6 protein-coding genes are annotated in these 5459 nt (G+C 64.9%); 4 read left to right on the top strand and 2 right to left on the bottom strand.

What is annotated here, in order from left to right; genetic code table 11:
• Positions 1–122: 122 nt before the first annotated feature.
• The gene (locus G372_RS0100210; protein WP_018865214.1) at positions 123–401 is read right to left on the bottom strand and encodes a hypothetical protein; all 279 of its coding nucleotides are present in this window, start codon (positions 399–401) and stop codon (positions 123–125) included.
• 123 nt (positions 402–524) lie between these two features.
• Here G372_RS0100210 and G372_RS0100205 point away from each other — a divergent pair, with 123 nt between their 5' ends.
• Together G372_RS0100205 and G372_RS0100200 are read left to right on the top strand one after the other, a co-directional pair.
• Entirely contained in the window at positions 525–1973 is a 1449-nt protein-coding gene (locus tag G372_RS0100205; protein ID WP_019624530.1) for a circularly permuted type 2 ATP-grasp protein, read from the top strand.
• 1 nt (position 1974) lies between these two features.
• Positions 1975–2922, top strand: a complete 948-nt coding sequence (locus G372_RS0100200) for an alpha-E domain-containing protein (RefSeq protein ID WP_019624529.1) — start codon at positions 1975–1977, stop codon at positions 2920–2922.
• A 92-nt stretch (positions 2923–3014) separates the two neighbouring features.
• On the opposite strand, the gene G372_RS0100195 is transcribed toward G372_RS0100200, so the two are convergent.
• Positions 3015–3857, bottom strand: a complete 843-nt coding sequence (locus G372_RS0100195; protein WP_019624528.1) for a proteasome-type protease — start codon at positions 3855–3857, stop codon at positions 3015–3017.
• A gap of 151 nt (positions 3858–4008) precedes the next feature.
• Here G372_RS0100195 and G372_RS0100190 point away from each other — a divergent pair, with 151 nt between their 5' ends.
• Positions 4009–4593, top strand: coding sequence for a histidine phosphatase family protein (locus G372_RS0100190; protein ID WP_425274013.1), 585 nt, complete (start codon positions 4009–4011; stop codon positions 4591–4593).
• 69 nt (positions 4594–4662) lie between these two features.
• Positions 4663–5325, top strand: coding sequence for a histidine phosphatase family protein (locus G372_RS0100185; protein WP_038070600.1), 663 nt, complete (start codon positions 4663–4665; stop codon positions 5323–5325).
• Positions 5326–5459 lie beyond the last annotated feature (134 nt).

Raw genomic sequence — 5459 nt, 5'->3', positions numbered from 1 at the left:
TACGGCACAGGTTCGTGACCTCAGGATGCGATCGGGTTACCCCGAGTCCGGTGCGGTCCATGGTAGCGATCCGTGAACCGCAAGACACAAGGATGGGATGAGCAACGCGAATCCCATCACCCCTAACGCCGGGTGAAGAGGGGGAGTTCGTGGCGCCGCGCATTGGCGGCGATGAAGCTCCCGCGCCCGTCCTGGTCGATGTCCAGACCGGCGCGTTCGGTCGACTCCTCGCCCAGGATGGTGGCGAGAAACACCTCCAGCTCCCGGCCGTCCACGCGCAGCTCGCCATAGGGTCCGCCATCGGCGGCCGGGTACCAGAACAGGCGTGGCTGCCAGTTGCATCCCTGGATCTTCGGGTGTTCATAAAGCGCGATCAGGCGTCGTTCGAGGGTGTCGCTCATGGGAACCTCTTGCGGAGTCGGGCGGACGAAGAGCGTACGGGCCCCGCTTCTTGTAAGGGGCCGGGGTGCCGCAAAGGGCGGTACTGTAGAACAAACCGTTCCCCGCGTCAGAGGACCCGACGTATGGCGTTTGACTGGAAGCAGTACGACCCCAAGCCCTTCTATGACGAACTGATTGCCAAGCCCGGCAAGCCGCGCAAGCCGGCCAAACCCCTGACCGACTACCTCAGCAGCCTCGACGACACCGAGATCCAGAGCCGCAAGGCGGCGGCCGACAGCGCGATCCTGGAAATGGGGATCAGCTTCACGGTGTACACCGAGGGCGAGAACATCGATCGCGCCTGGCCGTTCGACATCATCCCGAGGGTAATCACCAAAACCGAGTGGGAGCGCGTGACCAGGGGGCTCGAACAGCGCCTGACCGCGCTCAACATGTTCATCAACGACATCTACAACAAGCAGCAGATCTTCAAGGACAAGATCATCCCGCGCTACGTGCTGAAGCAGTCGAAGAACTTCCGCGAGCAGTGCGTCGGGATCACGCCGCCGCACGGCGTATGGGCGCATATCTGCGGGACCGACCTGGTGCGCGACGGCAAGGGCGACTTCTACGTGCTGGAGGACAACCTGCGCGTGCCGTCCGGCGTCTCCTACATGCTGGAAAACCGGCAGGTGACCAAGCGGGTGTTCCCGGAGCTGTTCGAGAGCTCCAGCATCCTGCCGGTGGACGAGTACCCGACCCAGCTGTTCGACATGCTGGCCTCGATCTCGCCGCGCCCGCAGGACTATCCGGAGATCGCGGTGCTGACGCCGGGCATCTACAACTCGGCCTATTTCGAGCACTCGTTCCTGGCCCAGCGCATGGGGGCCGAGCTGGTCGAAGGCGCGGACCTGGTGGTCGGTGATGACGACTGCGTGTACATGCGCACCATCGATGGTCTGGAGCGGGTGGACGTGATCTATCGTCGGATCGACGACGAGTTCCTCGACCCGGAGGTGTTCAATCCGGACTCGATGCTGGGCGTGCCCGGCCTGATGCGGGCCTGGCGTAAGGGCAATGTCGGGCTCGCCAATGCCCCCGGGGCCGGGGTCGCCGACGACAAGGTGATGTATGCCTACGTGCCCGAGGTGATTCGCTACTACCTCGACGAGGAGCCGGTCCTGCCCAACGTGCCGACCTACCTGTGCGTGAACGACAAGGACCGCGAGTACGTGCTCGATCACCTGGACGAGCTGGTGGTGAAGCCGGCCAACGAGTCCGGGGGCTACGGGATGTTGGTCGGCCCGCACGCGACCAAGAAGCAGCGCGCGGAGTTTGCCCAGCTGATCCAGAAGGACCCGCGCAACTACATCGCACAGCCGACCCTGGACCTGTCCGTCGCCCCGACGCTGTGTGGCGACGATATCGAACCGCGCCACCTGGACCTGCGCCCCTTCATCCTGCAGGGCGTGCGCACGGACGTGACCGCGGGCGGGCTGACCCGCGTGGCGATGCGCAAGGGCTCGCTGGTGGTGAATTCCTCGCAGGGCGGGGGCAGCAAGGACACCTGGATCGTGGACGAGGAGAACTGAGATGCTCTCGAGAGTCGCGGAACGCGTGTACTGGATGGCACGCTACGTGGAGCGGGCGGAGAACACCGCGCGCATGGTTACGGCCTTCCATCTGCTGGCGCTGGACATGCCGAAGTTGGTCCAGCTCTCGTGGAAGGGCCTGGTCGAGGTGACCGGGAACGACGAGCTGTTCGACAACCACTACCAGCGCGAGGACGAGCGCAACTGCGTGAAGTTCCTGCTGGCCGACGCCGACAACCCCAGCTCGGTGCTCAACTCCCTGCGTGCGGCGCGCGAGAACGTGCGTACCACCCGCGATCTGGTGCCATCCGAGGCCTGGGAGGTGATGAACGAGCTCTACCTGTTCGCCCGTGACGAGATCGACCAGGGCATTGGCAAGCGCGGACGCTTTGAATTCCTGTCGAGCATCATCCAGCGCTGTCAGACCCTGACCGGCCTGCTGGCGGGGACGATGAGCCACGATGCAGCCTATGACTTCATCCGTCTCGGGCGGAATCTGGAGCGCGCGGATATGGGCACGCGCCAGGTGGATGTGGGTGCGCTGAAGCTCCTGAAGAAGAACAACGACGACCCGGAGCCCTACGAGGGCCTGCTGTGGACCAGCATACTGCGCTCCGAGAGCGGCTTTCAGATGTACCGCCAGCACGTGAAGCGGCGGATCAACGGTGTGGACGTGGTGCGTTTCCTGCTGCAGGACAAGGCGTTCCCGCGGTCGGTGACACATGCCCTGACCCAGGTGCAGGACGCGCTGGAGAGCCTGCCGAACAACGAAGTCCCGCTGCGGCTGGTGATCCAGGCCCGGCGCCACGCGATGAACGCCAGCGTGGACGAACTGCTGGCCGAAGACGGTCTGCACGACTTTGTCGACCGGCTCCAGCAGGACATCGCGGATATCCACGGCGCCAACGCCGAGACCTGGTTCCTGGCTGCCCCCGCACAAGCCGCGTAACCCGCGCCTGTGGGGGCTTGCTTGCAAGCGAATGCCCCTGCCAGTGTTCGGCAGGGGCTTCGCCGGCAAGCCGGCTCCTACCAGCGTCGTGGTTAGCGGCGGGGCTTCTTGGCCTTGCTGGTGCTCGCCTTGGTCGAGGCGGCCTTGCCGCCGGATTTGCTGGAGCCCCGACTGACCCGTGTGCCCCGCTGCTTGCGCCCGTGGGTGCCTTCCCAGTCGAAGCGGGGCAGGTCGGTAAAGGCGCGCTTGATGTTCGTGTCCCAGGCCTGTGTCAGGGAACGCAGGTATTCGTCGTCGGCCTCCATGCACAGATAGTGGTCGAAGGCGATGGTGCCGCGTTCGTAGACCAGTACCTCGATCGGGGGCCCGACGGTCAGGTTGGAGCGGATGGTGGAGTCGATCGAGACCAGCGCACAGCGGGCCGCATCGCCCAGCGCGGTGTCGTGCTCGATGATGCGATCAAGGATCGGTTTGCCGTACTTGCTCTCGCCGATCTGCAGGAACCGCGTCTGCTGCGAGGTGGTGATGTAGTTGCCCTGGGGGTAGATCAGGTAGATGCCCGGGGCATCCCCTGCGATCTGGCCCCCGATGATCATCGTTGCCTCGGCCTGCATGCCGGACCGGGACAGGGCCTCGGAATGCTTCTCGGTCTCCTCGCGATTCAGGCGCCCCAGGTACTCGGCGGCATCCGGCAGGCGTTCCACGGTCGCCAGGCTCTCCTCGGCGTTGTCCTCCATGTCGCGCTTGAGCCGGTGCACCACCGCCTGGGTGGTGGCCAGGTTCCCGGCGGTCAGCACAACGAACATGCGCTGCCCCTCGACCTCGAAGGTGTGCATCTTGCTGTAGGTGCTGACCTGGTCGACGCCCGCATTGGTGCGCGAGTCCGAGGCGAACACGAGGCCGTCGTCCAGATCGATGGCGACACAGTAGGTCATGCGGGAGCGGGATTCCGGGCTGGGGAGAACGGCATACTAGGGCCGGGGTAGGGGGGCGTCAACGCTGCCGGGCCGCGAACCCCTTCGTAGAGAGGGGGTCACATCCTGGCGTTGGCACGCCGAAACACAAGAGGAAAAAAGTATGTGGCGCATGCTGGTCGTTGTGGCTTCAGTCCTGCTCATCTCGTTACTGGGTCACGCCAAGGCGGAACTGTCCACGGAGGCCCTGATCGAGCGCATGCAGGAGGGCGGGCTGGTGATCTACTGGCGTCATGCGGCGACCGACCGCAGCCAGCGTGATCGCGACCTGTCGGACATGTCCCGCTGCGATCTGCAGCGCAACCTGAATGATGAAGGGAAGGAAGAGGCGCGCAAGGTAGGCGAGGGCTTCGAGCGCCATGCGATCCCCGTGGAGTCCATCCTGAGTTCGGCGTTCTGCCGCAACGTGGATACGGCCCGCATCGCCTTTGGCGAGGACTCCTACGAGATCCGCGACGACCTGTTCAACGTCCCGCCGGTGCGCGGGCGCGAGCGGCAGGAAGAGCTGGTTCGAGCCTTGCAGCGTTACCTGAACACGCCCCCCGAGGATGCCAGCCAGAACGTGGTGATCGTGGGGCACAACATCAATCTGCAGCGGGCGGCCCGGGTAAGGATCGACGAGGGCGAGATGGCCGTCTTTGAGCCCGGAGACGAGCGCTCGCGACTGCTGGGCGTACTGACACCCGACGACTTCTGATCCATCGCAAGCCGGCGTCCTCGGCATTTTTCGTCTACGCAGTAGGTAGACGAGCGGGGAGTAGAGACGATGCCGGGGCGAACGTGTGGGGTAGTGGGGGCGCTGCTCCTTGGCCTCATGCCGGCAGGGCTTGGGGCCGAGGCGCTGACCGCGGAACAATTGATCGAGCGCCTTCAGGGTGGCGGGCTGGTCGTGTTCTGGCGCCATGCGGAGACCGACCGCGTGCGCGATGACTACGACCTCAGCGACATGGATGACTGTGCGGGACAGCGCAACCTCAGCACCCTCGGCCGCAACCATGCGCGACGGGTCGGCGATGGCTTTCGGGCGCTGGATATCCCGGTGGAACAGGTGCTGACCAGCCCGTTCTGCCGCAACTGGGAGACCGCCTCGCTGGCCTTCGAGGATTACGAAATCCGCTATGACCTGTTCAATCTCCCCTGGGTGCAGGACGAGGAGCGCCGCGCCCATCTGATCGATGGTCTGCGACGTCATCTCCAGACGCCGCCGGCGGACCCCGCCTCCAACATCGTCGTGGTGGGGCACGACCTGAACCTGCGCCACGCGGTGGATCTGGAGATTCAGGAGGCCGAACTGGCGGTCTTTGAGCCCGCGCACGAAGGCCCCAGGTTGCTGGGGGTCCTGGCCCCGAGCGATTTCCCCGAACCAGATATCGAGCGCGTGGCACCCGTTCCGGAAATGCTCGAGCGTGAGGATTCCGGTCCGCGCTAGGGAAACACTGATTCATGTATACGCTCGCGCTCGAGTCGCTTTTGCGCGGGAACCGCAACGCCGTTCCCGCGCAAAAGCGGCCGAGCCCCTTCGTTCATTAAGTTGTGGGGTTGGCACCCCAGGTTCCCCGATCC

This window comes from Thioalkalivibrio thiocyanoxidans ARh2 (assembly GCF_000385215.1).
GTDB lineage: Bacteria > Pseudomonadota > Gammaproteobacteria > Ectothiorhodospirales > Ectothiorhodospiraceae > Thioalkalivibrio > Thioalkalivibrio thiocyanoxidans.
Note: the sequence above shows the minus strand (reverse complement) of the source record. Positions and strands in the feature narration are given on the sequence as shown.

What these genes read in the sequence shown, in the direction of transcription:
- G372_RS0100210 (WP_018865214.1), bottom strand. Translation starts at nt 401, where the DNA reads ATGAGCGACACCCTCGAACGACGCCTGATCGCGCTTTATGAACACCCG.
- G372_RS0100205 (WP_019624530.1), top strand. Translation starts at nt 525, where the DNA reads ATGGCGTTTGACTGGAAGCAGTACGACCCCAAGCCCTTCTATGACGAA.
- G372_RS0100200 (WP_019624529.1), top strand. Translation starts at nt 1,975, where the DNA reads ATGCTCTCGAGAGTCGCGGAACGCGTGTACTGGATGGCACGCTACGTG.
- G372_RS0100195 (WP_019624528.1), bottom strand. Translation starts at nt 3,857, where the DNA reads ATGACCTACTGTGTCGCCATCGATCTGGACGACGGCCTCGTGTTCGCC.
- G372_RS0100190 (WP_425274013.1), top strand. Translation starts at nt 4,009, where the DNA reads ATGCTGGTCGTTGTGGCTTCAGTCCTGCTCATCTCGTTACTGGGTCAC.
- G372_RS0100185 (WP_038070600.1), top strand. Translation starts at nt 4,663, where the DNA reads ATGCCGGGGCGAACGTGTGGGGTAGTGGGGGCGCTGCTCCTTGGCCTC.